The 17,263-nt window shown below is 71.2% G+C and carries 11 protein-coding genes; 6 read left to right on the top strand and 5 right to left on the bottom strand.

Going from position 1 to position 17,263, the window contains the following annotated elements; genetic code table 11:
• Positions 1–17: 17 nt before the first annotated feature.
• Positions 18–2,222, bottom strand: a complete 2,205-nt coding sequence (locus ACFZDC_RS24560) for an MMPL family transporter (protein WP_391327090.1) — start codon at positions 2,220–2,222, stop codon at positions 18–20.
• 153 nt (positions 2,223–2,375) lie between these two features.
• Here ACFZDC_RS24560 and ACFZDC_RS24555 point away from each other — a divergent pair, with 153 nt between their 5' ends.
• The 5 genes from ACFZDC_RS24555 to ACFZDC_RS24535 all read left to right on the top strand — a co-directional run bounded on the left by ACFZDC_RS24555 (position 2,376) and on the right by ACFZDC_RS24535 (position 10,562).
• Positions 2,376–2,999 carry a TetR family transcriptional regulator gene (locus ACFZDC_RS24555; protein ID WP_391327088.1) on the top strand — a complete coding sequence of 208 codons (624 nt, stop codon included), beginning with the start codon at positions 2,376–2,378 and terminating at the stop codon, positions 2,997–2,999.
• Between the two features lie 85 nt (positions 3,000–3,084).
• On the top strand, positions 3,085–3,903 hold the full coding sequence (locus ACFZDC_RS24550; protein ID WP_391327086.1) for a methyltransferase: 819 nt from the start codon (positions 3,085–3,087) through the stop codon (positions 3,901–3,903).
• Between the two features lie 418 nt (positions 3,904–4,321).
• Entirely contained in the window at positions 4,322–8,191 is a 3,870-nt protein-coding gene (locus tag ACFZDC_RS24545) for a Pls/PosA family non-ribosomal peptide synthetase (RefSeq protein WP_391327084.1), read from the top strand.
• 77 nt (positions 8,192–8,268) lie between these two features.
• Positions 8,269–9,612 (top strand): M1 family aminopeptidase, encoded by a 1,344-nt coding sequence (locus tag ACFZDC_RS24540; protein ID WP_391327083.1) that lies wholly within the window; start codon positions 8,269–8,271, stop codon positions 9,610–9,612.
• 434 nt (positions 9,613–10,046) lie between these two features.
• Positions 10,047–10,562 carry a hypothetical protein gene (locus tag ACFZDC_RS24535; RefSeq protein ID WP_391327082.1) on the top strand — a complete coding sequence of 172 codons (516 nt, stop codon included), beginning with the start codon at positions 10,047–10,049 and terminating at the stop codon, positions 10,560–10,562.
• Positions 10,563–10,905: 343 nt separating this feature from the next.
• On the opposite strand, the gene ACFZDC_RS24530 is transcribed toward ACFZDC_RS24535, so the two are convergent.
• Both ACFZDC_RS24530 and ACFZDC_RS24525 read right to left on the bottom strand, forming a co-directional pair.
• Positions 10,906–11,460: a lamin tail domain-containing protein gene (locus ACFZDC_RS24530; RefSeq protein ID WP_391327080.1), complete on the bottom strand. Its 555-nt coding sequence runs from the start codon at positions 11,458–11,460 to the stop codon at positions 10,906–10,908.
• A 571-nt stretch (positions 11,461–12,031) separates the two neighbouring features.
• Positions 12,032–13,258: a S8 family serine peptidase gene (locus ACFZDC_RS24525; RefSeq protein WP_391327078.1), complete on the bottom strand. Its 1,227-nt coding sequence runs from the start codon at positions 13,256–13,258 to the stop codon at positions 12,032–12,034.
• Positions 13,259–14,132: 874 nt separating this feature from the next.
• Between ACFZDC_RS24525 and ACFZDC_RS24520 the strand changes: the two genes are divergently transcribed.
• A complete protein-coding gene (locus tag ACFZDC_RS24520; protein WP_391327076.1) occupies positions 14,133–14,942 on the top strand; it encodes a GDSL-type esterase/lipase family protein in 810 nt (269 codons plus the stop codon).
• A 265-nt stretch (positions 14,943–15,207) separates the two neighbouring features.
• Here ACFZDC_RS24520 and ACFZDC_RS24515 read toward each other — a convergent pair whose 3' ends face one another.
• Positions 15,208–16,164, bottom strand: a complete 957-nt coding sequence (locus ACFZDC_RS24515; protein WP_391327074.1) for a hypothetical protein — start codon at positions 16,162–16,164, stop codon at positions 15,208–15,210.
• Positions 16,165–16,499: 335 nt separating this feature from the next.
• Positions 16,500–17,171, bottom strand: coding sequence for a hypothetical protein (locus tag ACFZDC_RS24510; protein ID WP_391327072.1), 672 nt, complete (start codon positions 17,169–17,171; stop codon positions 16,500–16,502).
• Positions 17,172–17,263 lie beyond the last annotated feature (92 nt).

Genomic DNA, 17,263 nt, shown 5'->3' with positions numbered 1-17,263 from the left:
GGCGGGTGGTGAGACGGTCAGGCGTGCAGCTGCGGGAGGATCCAGTCGAGGCGGCGGGGTATCCACCAGTTCGCCCTGCCCATGAGGAACATGGCGGACGGCACGAGGACGAGCCGGACCACCGTGGCGTCGACGATCACGCTGATCGCCAGTCCCAGGGCGAGCATCTTCACGACCACGGTCGGCGAGGCGGTGAAGGACAGGAACACCGCGGTCATGATGAAGGCGGCGGCGGAGATGACGCGCGCCGTCGCGGACAGTCCCTCTCCCACGGCACGCCGGTTGTCACCGGTGCGATGCCAGGCCTCGGCGATCCGGGAGAGCAGGAAGATCTCGTAGTCCATGGACAGTCCGAAGACGATCGCGAACATCATCATCGGCACGTACGACTCGATGGGCACCGGTTCGGACAGCCCCAGCAGTGAGTCGCCCCAGCCCCACTGGAAGACGGCGACGAGCACACCGTAGGACGCGGCCGTGGTGAACAGATTGAGGACGACGGCCTTGAGGGGGATCACCACGCTGCGGAAGACCGTCATGAGCAGCAGGAAGGCGAGGACCAGGACGATGCCGATGACGGTCGGCAGCCGTTCACCGACCGTGTCGCGGAAGTCGGCCTGGCCGGCCACGCTGCCGGTGAGATAGGCCTCGGCGCCGGTGCCGCCGAGGGCCTCGGGCAGCGTACGCCCGGAAAGGGTGCCGAGCAGGGCATCGGTGGCGGCGTCCTGCGGGCCCGTGGCCGGGGTGAGCGTGGTGACGAGGATCCGCCCGTCGGCGCTCGGCTCGACGGGGGTGAAGGACGCCACGCCCTGGGTGCCCTTGAGAGCAGCGGTCACCTCGTCGGAGATCCGGTCGGCGGACGCGTTCACGTCGCTCACGTCGACCACGGCGACGATGGGGCCGTTGGCCCCCGTGCCGAAGCCCGGCCCGGCGGCGTGCGCGATCCAGTCGTACGCGGTACGGGTGCTGCTGCCGGGCCGGTCCGCGCCGGCGTCTACGTGGCCGAGGCGGATCGACAGCAGCGGTACGGCGCACACGCCGAGGACCGCGAGGCCGGTGGCCAGGAACTGCCAGGGGCGCCGGGAGACGAGTTCCGCGTAGCGGTGCCAGCCGTCGCGCGTTCCCGTGCTCTCGGCGACGGGGCGGCGCAGACGGAGCCTGTCGATGTGCCTGCCGACCAGGCCCAGGGCTGCCGGGACCAGGGTGAGGGCGGCACCGGCGGTGACGACGACCGCGAGGGTGGCCGCCAGGCCGATCTTGCCGATGAAGCTCAGCCCGCACCCGTACAGACTGAGCATGGCGACTGCGACGGTCAGGGCAGCGATGAGGACGGCACGTCCGCTGGAGCCCGCCGTGCGGGCCGCGGCCTCGACCGGATCACGCCCCTCGATGAGGTCCTGGCGGAAGCGCGTGGTCAGGAACAGGGCGTAGTCGATGCCCACGCCCAGGCCGATCATGCCGACGAGGGTCGTGGCGGAGGTCGCGAGGCAGACCGTGGTGGCGACGATGCCCACGATCCCCAGGCCGACTCCGACGCCGACCAGCGCGGTGACCAGCGGCAGCAGCGCGGCGAGGATGCTGCCGAAGGCCAGCAGCAGGATGACCAGGGCGGTGACGACGCCGACGCCCTCGCTCAGTTTGTCGTCGGCGGGTTCACGGACCACCTGTTCCAGGTCGCCGCCGTAGGCGACGCCCAGGCCCGCCGCCCGGGCGGGTTCCGTCGCCGTGTCCAGTCGCGCCGTGTAGTGGTGGCCGAGGTTCTTCAGCTGCTCGTCGAAGGAGACGGTGGTGTAGGCGGTGCGTCCGTCGTCGCTGGTCACGAGCGGGGAGGCGGCGGTGACGTGCGGCACGCCGCGCACGTCGGCGAGGGTTCGGTCGAGTGCGGCATGCCGGTCGGCCAGGGTGCCCGAGCCGGTGTGGAAGACGACCTTGCCGCTGGGCCGGCCTGCTTCGGGCATGGAGGTGGCGAGCAGGTCGGCGCCGGCGTGGGAGGCGGTGCCGGGCAGGCTGACCTGGTCACTGAAGGTGGGTGCGGCGATGTGCCGTCCGGCCAGAGCGGCGAGAAGGAGCAGCAACCAGGCGACGATGACCGCCGTCGGATGCCGGGCACAGAGGCCGCCGAGGCGGGCAAGGCCGCCGCGGACCGGCGCGGGGTCCGTCAGCGGATGCGCGTCGGCGCGCGTTTCGGCCGGCGCTGTGGGGTGCTGCGAGGGTCGGGGCACCGTGTTCTCCCAAGAAAGTGTCACGAGTGACACGAACTCTAGAGAGGGATGACACGAATGACAATTGGCATCCATGACAGATTTTGGCGCGCTGCGCTTCACATGACAGGGGTGTCAATTGACAGTCGCGACACCATGGCGGAGGCTCGGCCCATGCCGAGTGAGAGCACCCCCGCCGGACTGCGCGAACGCAAGAAGGAGGAGACGCGGCGCCTGCTGCTGGAAGGCGCAGCCCGCCTGTTCAAGGAGCACGGCTTCGAGGACACCACGGTCGCGGACATCGCCGCGTACGCGAACGTCTCCGTGCGTACGTTCTTCCGGTACTTCGAGAGCAAGGAAGCACTGCTGCTGCCGGACGGCGTCCAGATCTTCGCCTACGTCGAGAACGCCCTGTCCGAGCGTCCGGCGGACGAGGAGCCCCTGGACGCGGTGTGCAACGCGCTGCTGGCGGCGGCCAAGCCGTTCTCGGCCTCCACCCTGACCGCCCTCGGTCACCCGCTCGAGGACATCGAGAACGTCATCACGACCCGTCTCGTGCAGGCCTTCTCCGACTTCGAGGAGCGGCTCACCATCCTGGTGCAGCGCAGGTTGCCCCCGGACACGCCCGACGCCGACCTCCAGGCCGCCGTGATCGCGTGCGCGGCCCTTTCCGCGGTGCGCGCGGTACTGCGGACGCGCCGGGCCCGTCGTGCGGCCGGCATCACGGACACGGGTCCGGCGCCCCTGCAGCGGGCCTTGGGGATGCTGCGCGCGATCGGTTCTCCTGAACGGCCGTGACGGCGTGTGAAAAGGAGAAGCACCCCGCAGGCTGGAGTTGACCGCCGTCGCAGGCCGGCCGAGCGTCGATGACCAGGGAGTTCTCATGGCGTCGAGAGGTGCGGAGCGAAGGGGAGCCACCCGCCAGGGCCACTACGGAGAGGAACTCTTCGGTCCGGAGCACCTCCAGGAGGCCGAACGGATCGACGCCGCCGCACTGATCTACGACCCCGTCACCACGCACCGTCTGCGGGCTCTGGGCGCGGGGCCGGGCAGCCGGTGCCTGGACGTGGGTGCGGGGACCGGAACGGTGGCGCGCCGGCTGCTGGAGGAGGCGGGCGTCGAGGAGGTGGTCGCCCTGGACCGGGACACCAGCGGCCTGGACGCCCTCGCGGGCCCCCGGGTGCGGGTGGTCACCGCCGATCTCACGGACGAGAGCCTGCGCCTGGGCGGCTTCGACCTGATCCATGCCAGGTTCGTCCTCATGCACCTGCCCGAACGGCGCCGCATCATCTCCCGGCTCGCGGGATGGCTGAACCCGGGAGGCCGGCTGGTGATCGGCGATGCCGTCGAGGTGCCGAATGCCCTGGACACCTCCTCCGCCTACCGGCGGACGATGGACGCCATGTGGCAGGCGCTGAGGTCGACGATCGGCACCGACACGTCCTGCGTCCCGGCCTGTCCGCACTTCCTGAGGGAGGAAGGCCTGCGGGACGTCGCCGCGGAACTCTTCTGCCCACCGCTGGTCGCGGACAGCCCCCTGGCTCGCTTCTGGTGCGAGACCTGGGAACGGATGCGGCCCGCGTTGCAGGAGACCGGCCGGGTGGACGCCGCCGTCGTCGACGAGGCACTCGCCTACCTGGCCTCGCCCCGACTCGCCGAACTCGGGCCCGGCATGGTGATGGCCTGGGGGCAGCGGAGCTGAGGCGGGCAAGGCCGGCCGGTGACGCGCCCTCGTCACCCTTGGACCCTGCTCCCCCCGCCCCTTAAACCCCGCCCAACTCCCCCGCGACGGCCCCGCCCTGGCTGTCCGTCACGCAGCTCACGGCGGGGTCGGCAGCGGGCGGCGGCCGGACGTGTGCACCAACTGCCCGGTAATGTCCCGTCCTTGGCGGCATGTGTGGGCCACCTCTCGTTCCGCTCGCGTATCAGCAGGTCAGCGCCGTCCGGCTGATCTCCCGGGCAACCCCGAACGGCCGTGCCAAGTGGCCCGGCCAAGGGGACGAGGCTAGCGTCGTACTAAAATTTCCGGCTTGTTACGGAGCTGGAGCCGGACAACCCCAGGCAGACCTGCGGGCCCGCCAGCGCCCCGGAGGCTTCCGGGCACGAGACGCGAGGACCGGATGGCAGCCATACACGAGGGCAGCGCTCTCGGCCTGCTCGACGAGGAAATCCGCGAACAGCTCGGCGACACCGCACGTTTCTCCGCGGGGCCCGCCGCCTCGCCGCGCACGCTGGTCGATGTCTTCGACGCGTCCGTGCGTTCGTACCCGGACGAGCTCGCCCTGGACGACGGCAGCACGCGCCTCACCTACCGCGCGCTCGCCGTCGAGGTCGAGCGGCTGCGCCGGCGACTCGCCGAGGCGGGGGTGGGGCTCGGGGACCGGGTCGGCGTGCGGGTCCCCTCCGGGACCAATGATCTGTACGTCGCCGTTCTGGCCGTACTCGCGGCCGGTGCCGCCTACGTTCCCGTCGACGCCGAGGACCCCGACGAGCGGGCCGAGCTGGTGTTCGGGGAGGCGGAGGTGCGGGCCGTCATCGGGGCCGGCCACCGGATCGACGTGGGCGACTCGTCCGGCGAGCCTGTCGGACGGCCCGGTGTCGAGCACGACGCCTGGATCATCTTCACCTCCGGGTCCACCGGCACACCCAAGGGCGTCGCCGTCACACACCGCAGTGCCGCCGCCTTCGTGGACGCCGAGGCGGCCCTGTTCCTCACGGACGAGCCGATCGGGCCCGGAGACCGGGTCATGGCGGGACTCTCCGTCGCCTTCGACGCCTCCTGCGAGGAGATGTGGCTGGCCTGGCGGTACGGGGCGTGTCTGGTGCCCGTGCCCCGGTCCCAGGTCAGGAGCGGTGCCGACCTCGGCCCCTGGCTGGTCGAGCAGGAGATCACGGTGGTGTCCACGGTGCCGACGCTGGCCGCGCTGTGGGAGCCCGAAACCCTCAACGACGTACGCCTGCTCATCTTCGGCGGTGAGGCCTGCCCGCCCGAGCTGGCGCAGCGGCTGGTCACGGAAGGGCGCGAGGTGTGGAACACCTACGGGCCCACGGAGGCGACCGTCGTAGCCTGCGCTTCGCTGATGACCGGCGGCGGGCCCGTGCGCATCGGACTTCCGCTGAACGGCTGGGAGCTCGCCGTCGTGGACGAGGGCGGGAAGCCCGTGGCCATGGGCGGCAGCGGGCAGCTCGTGATCGGCGGAGTCGGGCTCGCGCGATACCTCGATGCCGGGAAGGACGCGGAGAAGTACGCGCCGCTCGAGTCCCTCGGCTGGGAACGGGCGTACCGCAGCGGTGACCTCGTCAGGGCCGAGCCCGAAGGGCTGGTCTTCCTGGGGCGGGCCGACGAGCAGATCAAGCTCGGCGGCCGGCGGATCGAGCTGGGCGAGGTCGATGCCGCGTTGCAGGCGCTGCCGGGCGTCGCGGGCGCGGCCGCCGCGGTGCGCACCGCCCGCAGCGGCAACCAACTGCTCGTCGGGTACGTCGTCACGCAGGACGGCTGGGACCAGGGGGCCGCGGTCGAGAGGCTGCGCGCCGAGCTGCCCGCCGCCCTCGTGCCACTGCTCGCCCCCGTCGACGAGCTGCCCACCCGCACCTCCGGGAAGGTCGACCGAGGCGCGCTGCCCTGGCCCGTGGAGGGACTGGAGTCCGGTGGTGGGAAGGCCGAACAGCTCTACGGCACCGAGGCCTGGCTCGCCGAGCAGTGGACGGAGGTCCTCGGCATCCCGGTGAGCGGCGCCTGCGACGACTTCTTCGCGATCGGCGGCAGCAGCCTCGCCGCCGCGCGGCTCACCACCCTGCTGCGCACCCGCTACCCGAGCGCGGCCGTCCTCGACATCTACCAGCAGCCGGTGCTGCGCAAGCTGGCCCGGCGGCTCGAGGCCTCGGCGCAGGAGGACGGCACGGCCCGGACGGTCACGCCGGTGCCGGTGCGCGCCCAGGTCGTCCAAACCCTCCTGCTGCTGCCGCTGTTCACCCTGCTCGGGCTGCGCTGGACGCTCGCCCTGGCCGCGGTCGGCAATCTGCTGCCCGGCTACTCCTGGCTGCCGACCGCCTCCTGGTGGCCGATCGCCGCCGGTGCCCTGCTGCTGTTCAGTCCGCCGGGGCGGATCGTGGTGGCGGCGGGCGGTGCACGGCTGCTGCTGCGGGGCGTGCGGCCCGGGCGGTATCCGCGCGGCGGGAGCGTCCATCTGCGGCTGTGGACCGCGGAGCGGCTCGCCGAGTTCAGCGGGGCGACCTCGCTGACCGGGTCGTGGCTGGAGCGGTACGCGCGGGCGCTGGGCGGCAAGGTCGCCGCCGACGTGGACCTGCACTCGCTGCCGCCGGTCACCGGCATGCTCAGGCTGGGGCGCGGGGCCGCCGTGGAGTCCGAGGTGGACCTGTCCGGCCACTGGCTGGACGGCGACCGGCTGGAGATCGGACCGGTGCGGGTCGGCGCCCACGCGGTGGTCGGGACGCGCAGCATGCTGTTCCCGGGGGCCCGCGTGGGCAAGCGGGCCGAGGTGGCGCCCGGTTCGGCGGTCACCGGTCAGATCCCGACCGGCCAGCGCTGGGCCGGCGCGCCCGCGGCCAAGCTCGGCAAGGCCAAGCGCAACTGGCCCGAGCAGCGTCCGCAGCGGGGCACGTACTGGCGGTTCATGTACGGCGTGACCGGCTTCGGGTTGAGCGCTCTGCCGCTGCTCGCGGCAGTGGCGGCGCTCCTGGTGGCCGGGCTGCTGGTGAGGCCCGGCGACGGGATCGGCGAGGCGCTGCCGCACGCGGCGCTTGCGCTGGTACCGGCGACGCTCGCCTTCGGACTGGCGTACGCGTTGCTGATCCTCGTCGCCGTACGGCTGCTCAGCCTGGGCCTGCGCGAAGGCACCCATCCCACGCACGGCCGGATCGGCTGGCAGGCGTGGACCGTCACCCAGCTGATGGACCGCTCCCGGGAGACGCTGTTCCCGCTGTACGCCGGGCTGGTGACACCGGTGTGGCTGCGGCTGCTCGGGATGCGCGTCGGGCGGGGCGCCGAGGTGTCCACCGTCCTCGCCCTGCCGACCCTGACCACCGTCGGTGACGGTGCCTTCCTCGCGGACGACACGCTGACCGCGCCGTACGAGCTCGGCGGCGGCTGGATGCGGATCGGGCGCGCGGAGATCGGACGACGGGCCTTTCTGGGCAACTCGGGGATGACGGCCCCGGGCCGTAGCGTGCCGGACGGCGGTCTCGTCGGGGTGCTGTCCGCGACACCCAAGAAGGCCAAGAAGAACACCTCGTACCTGGGCCTGCCGCCGGTGAAGCTGCCGCGCAGCGCGAACGACGGTGACCGCAGCCGTACCTACGACCCGCCCGTCCGGCTGCTGTGGGCACGCGGATCGGTGGAGCTGGGCCGGATCGTGCCGGTGCTGTGCTCGGCGGCACTGGCCGGGCTGACGGTGGTCGCGCTGTCCGCGCTCGGGGTGTGGGCGCCGCTGCTGTCGGGGCTGGTGCTGCTCGCGGCGGGTGCCGTGGCGGCCATGGTGTCGATCGTCGCCAAGTGGCTGCTGGTGGGGCGGCACCGCGCCGGGGAGCATCCGCTGTGGAGCTCCTTCGTGTGGCGCAACGAGCTGGCGGACACGTTCGTCGAGGTGCTCGCGGTGCCGTGGCTGGCCGGTTCGGTGCCGGGCACGCCGGTGACGACGGCGTGGCTGAGGGGCCTCGGCGCACGTATCGGCAGGGGCGTGTGGGTGGAGAGTTACTGGCTGCCGGAGACGGATCTGGTGACCTTGGAGGACGCCACGACCGTGAACCGGGGCTGTGTGCTCCAGACACACCTCTTCCACGACCGGATCTTGAGGACGGATACTGTGGTGCTCCGTGAGGGCGCCACCCTGGGCCCTGGCGGGATCGTGCTGCCCGGCAGCACGATCGGGGCCCGTACGACGCTGGGTCCCGCGTCGCTCGTCATGGCCGCGGAGTCCGTCCCCGACGACACCCGGTGGCTCGGCAACCCGATCGAGGCATGGCGTCGCTGAGCGCGGGCCGCTCGGCGCCGACGGGCGGTGCACCGGCGGCACGGAGGACCAGCACAGCGCAGGGAGCAGACGCAGCAGTGGCAGTTCAGCAGTCCATGGGTCCGGACCCGTACTTCCCGGCCAACGGCGATCCCCGTTACCGGGTGCACCGCTACGAGCTCACGCTGGACTACCGCCCCGGCCCGAACCGGCTGGCCGGCACGGCTCGGATCAACGCCATCGCGGGCCGGGCGCAGCTGACCGAGTTCCAGCTGAACCTGGCCGACTTCAGGATCGGCCGGGTGCGGGTGGACGGCCGGCAGCCGCACTACACGCATCGGGGCGGCCGGCTGCGCATCCGGCCGGCGAAGCCGCTGCGGGCCGGGGCCGCCTTCACGGTCGAGGTGCACTGGTCGGGCAACCCGCGGCCGGTGGCCAGCCCCTGGGGCGGGCTCGGCTGGGAGGAGCTGGAGGACGGGGCGCTGGTGGCCAGCCAGCCGGTCGGGGCGCCGTCCTGGTACCCGTGCAACGACCGGCCGGCCGACAAGGCGTCGTACCTGCTCTCGATCACCACGCCGTCGGCGTACTCGGTGGTCGCGGGCGGGCGCCTGCTGACCCGTACGACGAAGGCGTCGACGACCACCTGGGTCTACGAGCAGGCGGCGCCCACGTCCAGCTATCTGGTCGGGCTGGCGATCGGCAAGTACCAGACCGTGCTGCTGGGCGACCCGGGGCCGGGCGGCGTGCCGCAGCACGGGCACATCCCGGCGCAGCTGCTCCCGCGGTTCTCGCGGGACTTCGCCCGGCAGCCCGCGATGATGGAGCTGTTCCAGGAGCTGTTCGGCCCGTACCCGTTCGACGAGTACGCCGTGGTCGTGACGGAGGAGGAGCTCGATGTGCCGGTGGAGGCACAGGGGTTGTCCCTGTTCGGCGCCAACCACGCGGACGGGGCGCGGGGTTCGGAGCGGCTGGTCGCGCACGAGCTGGCGCACCAGTGGTTCGGCAACAGCGTGTCTCTCGCCGACTGGCGGCACATCTGGCTGAACGAGGGCCTCGCCAAGTACGCGGAGTGGCTGTGGTCGGAGCGCTCGGGCGGCCGTACCGCCCAGCAACTGGCCGCCTCCGCGCACCGGTCGCTGTCCACGCTGCCGCAGGACCTGCGGCTGTCGGACCCGGGCCGCAAGCTGATGTTCGACGACCGGCTCTACCAGCGGGGCGGCCTCACCGTGCACGCGGTGCGCGTCGCCCTGGGCGACGAGGCGTTCTTCCGCATGCTGCGTGGCTGGGCCGAGCAGCACCGGGGGGCGGCCGTGACGACGGCGACGTTCACCACGCACGCGGCCCGCTACGCGGACGAACCCCTGGACGGCCTGTTCGCGGCATGGCTGCACGAGACGCGACTGCCCCCGCTGCCCATGGCCGACTCACGGCTGGCCGTCTAGGGATGTGACCGCATGGGTTCGCCGGGCTGGTGGTCGCGGCGGTTGGATGTGCGATGACGTCCGTTCCGGTCGCTGGAGGCGTGGTGGCCGAGCGTGTCCGTGGACCGGCCCTGGCCTGCCTTCGCACCCACACAGCCGTTGGCCGCGTAGCATGTCCAGCAGGAGCGCGGCCCCCTGAGGTCCGAATCCGACCCACAGCCAAGGCAGTTGTGGCCTACTAGGGGCACCGGGATCCAATGAAGGAGCGCAGGAGTGGAACGGAGTCGGGGGGCGGATGATGTCTGTGACGACCTTCGTTTTGTCGCCGCGTGTGGAGAGACCGGGTGGCAGCTGTGAGTGACCGTCACACAGAGCTTTTCGTAGCCCCGGACAAGAGCCGGTTCGGCCGCGTGGCACTGGCAATCGTACCGGCGGTCATCGTGCCGGGCATAAGCATGACGCGCATGCTCGCGGGCGGGCGCGGCACCAGTGAGGGTCTCGGGCCGACGGCGGTACCGGCGGTCATCGTCCTCGTCGCGCTCCCCTTCCTGTGGTACGTGGCCTATGCGGTCCTGCACACCATGAACACGTATGTGGCACTCGTGGACGGCGCTGTCCTGGTGCGCAACTGGGCGCGCCGGCTGACCATCATCGAAGGGCCCGGCTTCGTGACCCGGACCCATATCGACTCCAGCGGGATCGCCGGCGAGGTGCTCATCGTGGGGGACGACCGTGCCGCCGTCATGCTCAATCCCCGCCAGTGGCGTGAGGCCGAACTCAACAGGGTGTGGCGTAAGGCGGCTCTTCAGCAGCAGTCCGGGGGTATGCCGACCCCACGTGACCTTCGCAAGCGTTACCCCACCATCCGGATACCTCTCTACATCCGGCATCCCGGCATCGTCTATACATTCTGGACCATCCTCGTGATTCTCTACATCGGAGTGGTGGTCAACGTCTTCGCCCGCATCTGAGGGTGCGGCGAACCGGACGCCGACGAGGTGGGTGCAGGCCACGGATTCCCTCGCCGCGTGACAGAACCGCGTCCAAGATCACGGGGAAACCTCAGACTCCAGGAACGCCCAGAGTTCCGGGTTTTCAGACGGTCCGCCGATGCTGCCCGGCCTTTGCTGATGAGCTGCGTTCCGGCCGGGAGGTGCGGTCGGGCCGCGGGCGGTCACAGCACTGGCAGAACGCCCGCACAACGGCAGCGACGTGCTGCAGGCAAGGGCGTGCACGGCGCGCCACTCCTGGGGAGCGGCGCGCCGTGGTTCGGTGGCCGCGTGCAGCGGCTGAGCCGCCGGCACGCCGGGGACGTCAGCGGCGGTGGTCGCCCCGGTAGTCGCGGTCGTCGCCGCGGTAGTCGCGGTCGTCGCCGCGGTGGTGGCGGTGGTCGCCCTGGTAGTCGCGGTCGTCGTCGCGGTAGCGGCCCCAGGAGGTGGCGTCGACGAAGCGGCCGTGGTCGTTGCGCAGGGTGGCGGTGTCGGCGCTCCGGTCCCACACGGAGTGGCGGCGGTCCTGGTAGAGGTCGGTCTCGCTGTCGCGGCCGAATCCCGTGTGGACGCGGACGGTTGCGCGGCCCTCCAGCCAGTAGCCGCGGAAGGTGTAGGTGTTGCCGTCCCGGTCGGACAGCGTCCAGCCGCTCAGGTTCACGCCGCGACGGCCATGGTTGGCGATCTCCACCCACTCCCGGTTGAGGGACTGGTTGGACCGCTCGTAGCGGTCGTGGGTGCCGTACTGCACGTCGCCGATGGTCACTTGAGCGCGGTCCCAGTGCGCCCCGGGACGATCCACGGCGGAGGCGGGCAGCGCGACCGCGCCCACGGTGACGGCGGCCACGACGGCGGCTGCGGCCAGACGGAGCGGATTCACAGAAGCGGAAGCGGACACAGGGTCCCCCTTGCAGAGTGCGGGCACGCCCGGGGATCACGGAATCGGGCCCGTGGGCCGGGGTGCGGTGGTTGAGAAGCGGCCTGTCGGCCGCACACGCACACCCTGCCTGCCCGAAGAGAAAAAACGGGGCATACACGATCCGTATTACACGTTGCGCACATATCGGTGACACTCGTCTGCAACATGCATCTAGGTAGTGAACCGTCCATGTGTGCCTTGTCACGCCGCCCTTCACTGGGACACACATCGACCTGCCACCCGAAAGTGGGCAACAACCGTCGGGCGCGCAGGCTGGGCGCCGACCGCGAGCTGGGCTTCGAACACCCCTTCGCACGGGAGGGCTACGCGCTGTTCGGCCGCCATGCGGTGGGGTGGTGCCCTTCCCGTTCGCGCAACCACGGGTCACGTTCTGCTCGACGGCGGTCCGAGACCTGCCCGGCTCCGTGTCCGCTGCCGTCGACGGCAGCGGCCCGGTGGCCGCCGTTGCTGCAGGTGGACTGAGGGCGATACCGGGCCGCTGCGTTCTTCTGTCGAGGCGGTGAGGCAGGTGCTACTCGGTCACCTTCAGCAGCTTGTTGGGCGTTCCGCTGCTGACGTCGGTGAGCTTGCCAGCGGTTGCCGCCCCGGTCAGGGCCGAGGCGACCTGGGCAGGTGTGGCGTCCGGATGCGCGGCGAGGTAGACGGCAGCGGCTCCGGTGACATGGGGGGTGGCCATGGAGGTGCCGGAGATCGTTTTGGTCCCCTGGTCGCTGTCGTTCCAGTCCGAGGTGATGTCCGAGCCCGGTGCGTACAGGTCGACCGCGGAGCCGAAGTTGGAGAAGCCGGACTGGGCGTCGCCGACGGTGCTGGAGGCGACGGTGATGGCCTCCGGCACACGGGCGGGTGAGCTGTTCTTGGCGTCGGCCGAGTCGTTGCCGGCGGCGACCGCGAAGGTGACGCCCGACGCTATGGCCTTGCCGACCGCAGCGTCGAGGGCCGGGTCGGTGCCTCCGCCCAGGCTCATGTTGGCGACGGAGGGACCCTTGTGGTTCTTGGTCACCCAGTCGATGCCGGCCACGACCTGCTCCGTGGTGCCGGAACCGTTGCTGTCCAGGACTCTCACGCCGACGATCTTGGCCTTCTTGGCGACCCCGTGCGCGGTTCCGGCGATGGTTCCCGCGACGTGGGTGCCGTGGCCGTTGCCGTCGTCGGCGGTGCTGTCGTTGTCGACCGCGTCGAACCCATAGCTGGCGCGGCCCTCGAAGTCCTGGTGGCTGATGCGTACACCGGTGTCGATGACGTACGCGGTCACGCCCTCCCCGGCCTTGTCCGGGTAGGCGTACTTGTGGTCGCCGGCCGTGTCGGTCTGGTCGATCCGGTCCAGCCCCCAGGAGGGCGGGTTGTCCTGGGTGGCGTCGATGTGGAACTTCTTGTTCTGCACCACGGTGGCGACCGCCGGGTCGGCAGCCAGGCGCTTGGCTTCCGTCTCGGTCAGGCTCGTCGCGGAGAACCCGTCGACCGCCGATCCGTAGGTCCGGGCGAGCCTGCCGCCGTACTGTGCCGCCAGATCCGCCTTCTGTGTTCGCGACGCGTTGTGGTCCAGCAGGACGATGTAGCTGCCGGAGACGGCTCCTTCGGCGTGCAGGCCGTAGACCTTTCCCTCCGCGGGGCGTTCCGCGTGGGCGACGGGCGATACGACCACGGCGATGCCGATGACGGCGATGCCGATGACGGTCGCGGCCGAGGCGATCGCGGTAGCGAGCTTGGCCTTGCCCGTGCGTTTGTGATGCGTCGTCAAGAGGGGTCTCCTCGTCGGGTGGGGGGATGCCGCCGGCAGCGAACGCCGGTGCGCCAGGGAGCGTGCCGACTTGTCGCGAGCAGATCAACCCCGTGCGGTCGGGAGCAGAGCCGTTCCCGCGCACACCTCCACCGGATCCCCTCACCTACGACGGAACCCGCCGGTGAAACCCCTGCTCTCGGCTTTACTTGAAAGCGGAAAGCAACATCGAAGGAACCTTCGTGAGTCTTTCTGCACAGGACACCCACTCCTGCGGCCGTCGACCCGGAGAGCGAACGTACGGCCCCCGCGTTCAGGGGCTCCAACGGCGCTCACTCCCCGGCGCCTTCCCCGAAGGCGGTCGTCTCGCCCGCGCCTGCCGCAACCGCCCGGACCGCCTCGGCCGGCCGGCCGGCGCACCATATTCGCGCGAACGAACTGCACGGCACCCCGGGTGGGTCCCGACCCCGGGTGGGTCCCGCCGCCGTGCGGACGGAACCCCCCGGTGCGAGCGCGTGCGGTGAGGACGACTTGGTCTGCGTCTTCTGTGGCAGCGAGGTGCCCGAGCGCCGGCACGTGGACCCCGCTGCCTGAGGCCGCGCGTCACGACCACGCGTCGAGGATTGCGTTCCCTGATGTCGCCCCTCCGGCAGCGCGCCGACGGGTTCCCGCGGTGCGCCGAGCCGCCGCGCGGGCGCCGCCGGACGGGTGACGGCCCACCGGGTGACGTCCGAGGAGGCAACGGCACGCCGTCACATGCCCGGACCCGGCCGGCACCCCGCCCGGATACGGAGCGCTTCGGTGGCGGCATCGCCGCTGACATCTGTCAAGACGGCTGAGCCGAGTGGACGGCCCTGGCGGGCGAAGCGGGCCGGCCCACGATAAGAGGAGAGGCATGAGACAGTCCCGAATAGCGTCCTATGGGGCCTCCCTTCTCCTCGCGGCTGCTTGCGCCCTCGCTGGTCCATCGACCGCGGAACCGGCGCCCAGCACGGTGGCCACGGGCTACGTGGCCCTCGGTGACTCCTACTCGGCCGGTGTCGGAGCCGGCAGCTACCTCAACTCCGGCGCGAAGTGCCTGCGCAGCAGCCGGGCGTACCCCGCCCTGTGGGCCGCGGCCCACGCGCCGTCCTCGTTCGGCTTCACCGCGTGCAACGGTGCTCGGACCAGCGATGTCCTGGCAAGCCAGCTCGGCCCGCTCGGCCCTCGTACCGGCCTGGTCAGCATCACGGTCGGCGGTAGCGACGCGGGCTTCGGCCGGGTCATGGCGACCTGCGTGCTGCCGGGTCGTACCGCGTGCCTGTCCGCGATAGCCGGTGCGCTTTCCTCCGTGGACGGGACCCTCGCGGGCAACCTCGACCGTCTCTACGGGGCCATCAGAAGCAAGGCACCCGCCGCGCACGTCGTGGTGCTCGGCTACCCGCACTTCTACCACCTCAACGGCACCTGTTCGGGCGGCCTCCAGGACATCGAGAGGTCCGCGCTCAACGATGCCGTGGACCGCCTCAACGACGTGATCGCCGAGCGGGCCGCCGTCCACGGGTTCACCTTCGCCGACGCCCGGACCGCCTTCACCGGGCACGAGATCTGCTCGTCCAGCCCCTGGCTGCGCAGCGTCGACTGGCTGGACCTCACCGAGTCGTACCACCCCACGGCTCCCGGACAGGCCCTCGGTTACCTGCCCCTGCTGATGGGCGCGATCTGAAGGCTCGTCGGGGCGACAGGAACGCCGCAGACGCGGATGCGTGAGACTGAACGTCCGATCAGGCAGGCTGGGCGTGTCGATTCGTCGGCATCTCCGCAACGGCCGCCAGCTCACGGGTACGTTCCGCATGATCAGTGCACAGTCCAGAGTCGCGCTCCCGCGCGGGAAGCGGTCCGGGTTGTCGAAGAAGGACGACGCGGCGGAGCGGACCCGGCCGGTCGGGGTGTGCCGATGCCGGGTGCGCTCGGCCGTCGACTCGAGAGGTTCACATCCCCGCGGAGGCTCTGCGCTGTGCCTGGTCGAACTCCGTGAGGGGGTCACCGCCGGTCCGCCAGGGCCAGGCGGTGACGACGCCACCGAGTGCTTCGATGACCGCATGGGCTTCGCGGCGCCGGTCGGCGGCCATCAGTGCGTAGGCGAGAAGGTTGAGGTCGGCGAGAGCCCTGGCATGACGGAGGAAGCCCGGCTGCACCCAGGTGTGGACCACCCGGTCGAGGGCCTGGGTGGCCATCGCCTGGGACCAGTGATTGCGCGCCACCAGCGCTTCGAACCCACCCCGGTCCAGGACGGAGTGGTACTGAAAGACCTGGGCGGTCAGTTCCGTCGCCGCGCAGGGCGCGTTCGCGGGCATGCGAGCGCACAGGCCGTCCACGAACTCCAGGACCTGCATGCGTGACCCCGCTTCTTCCGGGGTGAGATAGGTCAGCATGCTCAGGTACGCCTCGCGGTTCCAGCGATCGCGAGCGAGCACCTCGTTCCACACTCCGAACACCTGGGGTTGTTCCCAGCGTTCCAGGCGTGCCGCCCCCAGCAGGGCGACCCAGGGGGTGGGATCCTCCGGGGCGAGTTCGGCGGCCCGAAGGCAGCTCTCGATGACGTCGGCCCTGTCTTCCAGGTGCCCCTGCGAACGGGCGCTCGCCACCTGGGTCCAGGCGTGCAGCGCGAGCGCGCTCGGGTTGCGCGGGTCGCGTGCGGCCCAGGTCCGCGGCAGATGCGAGTGGGCCAGAAAGTCCGCCAGGACACCGATGCGGTGCGTCCGGCGGTCCCAGTCTCCCGGATCCTGGTCCAGGAGACGGGAGATCTGCGCCACGCACAGGTCCGTCGTCGCGATCGTTCCGGTCCTCGTGGTCGCCAGCAGGGTCTTCAGAAGTCTGCCCAGGTCCTGGTCGTCGAGTTCCGGGGCGAGACGTGCCCGTTTACGGCGACTTGAAAGAAAAGCCATGTCGGGAGGCTAGAGGTGCTCAGGATTCACACAAGGTTTCCGCCGAGATCGTTATGGATTACACGTCTCACCGGAGGGTTACCCGTCCGTACGGCGATATGGGCCGGGGTGGCCGGCCGCGGGCGGCACCGCAGTGCGCGCGCGTGCGGGGGTCTCGGGTGTGCCCGATGCGTGGAGGGCAGGGCTCCGCTCGGGCTGCCCATTCCTTCGCCGCCCTTGGGCATCCGGGGAATTCCCTCCGGCTACGGCAGTGACCTGTCCCTGACCGGCCTGCTCGACCACACACAGGTCAAGCACGTCATGTTGTGACACGGCCCCTTGTGCCTGCTCGCCGTTCAGCTCTCGTAGGGCATGACCTTGAGGACCTTGCCCCGCGGGCTGGCCTCGAGGTAGCCGCTCCGGCCGTAGCTGTTGGTGAGGTAGACGGACATGCCGACGGGGCTGTCGAAGGTGTCGTCCGGCAGGTTCAGCACCAGGTAGCGGCTCCGCACGTGGTCGACCTTCAGCTTCCGCTCGGCGTCGGCCGGCAGGGACGGGACCTTGTCCCCGTCGAAGTCGTCCAGGCTGACCGCCCTCTGTCCGCTCGTCAGCGTGTTGCTGATGATGCCCTTCTCCACGCCCTCCCCCGGACGGTAGGTGGACGAGTCGTACTGCGTGTCGCTGCCCTTCACCATCAGGTCGGCGGAGACATATCCCGGATACACCGTGAGAGATCCGTACCGGTCCCGGCCCGTCTGTTGCTTGAACGCGCTGATCGCGCCGCGGATACCGGCCGGAGTCAGCAGGTTCGCCGTCGTGCTGATCCGCCCCTTCACCGAGGGCGTGACGTCCGTGGCGGCCGAGGCACCGGCCGGCGGCGGCTTGGTGGTGGAATCGCCGGTCGCGGAGGATCCGGACGTGTGCGAGCCCCCGTGCGGCAGTTGTGTCCGGACGAGAACTCCGGTGAGCGCGGCTCCGGCGACGGGCGGGCCCACCAGCGCCCGGCGCCCGCGACGGTGCGGACGCACGGGGACGGTGAGGTATGCGGGAGGCGCGGGAGGCGCCCCCTGCGGGCCGGGGTACGTCGTGGGGCCGGGGGGTGCGCCGTACGGCCCAGGCG

The sequence above is a fragment of the Streptomyces sp. NPDC007905 genome (assembly GCF_042959345.1).
Classification (GTDB): domain Bacteria; phylum Actinomycetota; class Actinomycetes; order Streptomycetales; family Streptomycetaceae; genus Streptomyces.
Note: the sequence above shows the minus strand (reverse complement) of the source record. Positions and strands in the feature narration are given on the sequence as shown.